The organism is Pseudochrobactrum sp. AO18b (assembly GCF_000409565.1).
GTDB lineage: Bacteria > Pseudomonadota > Alphaproteobacteria > Rhizobiales > Rhizobiaceae > Pseudochrobactrum > Pseudochrobactrum saccharolyticum.
Genome location: NZ_ANNO01000315.1, coordinates 1 through 1409, shown reverse-complemented (window position 1 = coordinate 1409; position 1409 = coordinate 1). Strand labels below are relative to the sequence as shown.

Annotated in this window: 1 protein-coding gene; it reads right to left on the bottom strand. The window is 51.7% G+C overall.

Translation table 11 applies throughout. The features are described 5' to 3' along the window. Nucleotides 1-32 precede the first annotated feature (32 nt). On the bottom strand, nucleotides 33-1409 hold a 1377-nt coding region (locus A918_RS0112530), incomplete at its 5' end, for a Do family serine endopeptidase (protein WP_022711400.1).

The window sequence follows — 1409 nt, the reverse complement described above, 5'->3', positions numbered from 1 at the left end:
CCTCCTTTTTCTGCATTCTTGTTGATGTCAGATCAATCGATACGCAGGGTCACAAAGCGCAGCTCACCGCTTGGCGCAGCCAGCATCAGCAATGCATTTTTACGTCCCTGTTGACGCAGTTTTTCGATTTTCTTTTGAATATCCGCAGGCGCTTTCACAACTTCCTGCGCGAATTCAACAATCACATCGCCTGCATTAACCCGCTTTTCTTCGGCGGCGGATTTGCCTTCAACGGCACTAATCACCACACCTTCCACATCGGCGGAGATTTCATACTGTTTGCGCTGCGCATCATCCAGCTTGCCAAGTGTCATACCGAGCACCTTTACTGTCTCAGCTTCTTTGGCCTTAGTACTGTCCTTGGCAGCCGCAGCTTTATCCTTATTCTCATAATCCTCGAGACGGCCGAGTTTGATCTTCACAGTCTGCTCTTTGCCTTTACGCAGCACCAGAACACTGACCTCTTTGCCCACCGGACTTTCTGCCACCACGCGCGGCAGGTCGCGGGCACTTTCCACATCCTTGCCGTCAAATTTCAGAATGATGTCGCCCGGCATCAGTTCTTTATTCTCAACACCGCTATTGGCAATCAGCCCGGCAACCAGCGCACCCTTAGGCTCACTCATGCCAAAGCTCTCAGCCACATCATCTGTTACCGGCTGAATGCGCACACCAAGCCAGCCACGGCGGGTTTCACCAAATTCTTCCAGCTGCTGGATCACAGAAACAGCCAGTTCGGACGGAATAGCAAAACCGATACCGATAGAGCCACCGGTCGGTGAAATAATCGCGGTATTAATACCGATGACCTTACCGTTCATATCAAACAGCGGGCCGCCGGAATTACCACGGTTAATCGCCGCATCGGTCTGAATGAAATTATCATAAGGTCCCGCCTGAATATCGCGGTTGCGGGCAGAGATAATACCAAGGGTCACAGTACCGCCAAGGCCAAACGGATTGCCGATTGCCATCACCCAGTCACCGATCCGCGATTTTTCTGAATCGCCAAATCCGACTGCTGTTAGCTTGTGCTTCGTCGGATCAACCTTCAGCAGCGCAATATCGGTTTTAGTATCCGTGCCGAGCAGTTCTGCTTTCAGCTTTTTACCATCGGTGAAATTCACCTCGATTTCATCAGCATCGGCAATGACGTGATTGTTGGTGACAACCAGCCCCTTCTCCGCATCGATCACAAAACCGGAGCCCAGCGACTGCATCTTGCGGGCAGCACTGCCGCCGTCTTTCTGATTTTCTTCAGAGAAGAAATCGTCAAAAAACTCCTGAAACGGCGATCCTTCCGGCAATTGCGGCGCAGGCTCGGCCTTTTCCTCTCCGTTTTCATCTTTCACGGTCTGGGATGTGGAAATATTGACAACAGAATCCAGCAAGCCCTGCGCCAGATCGGC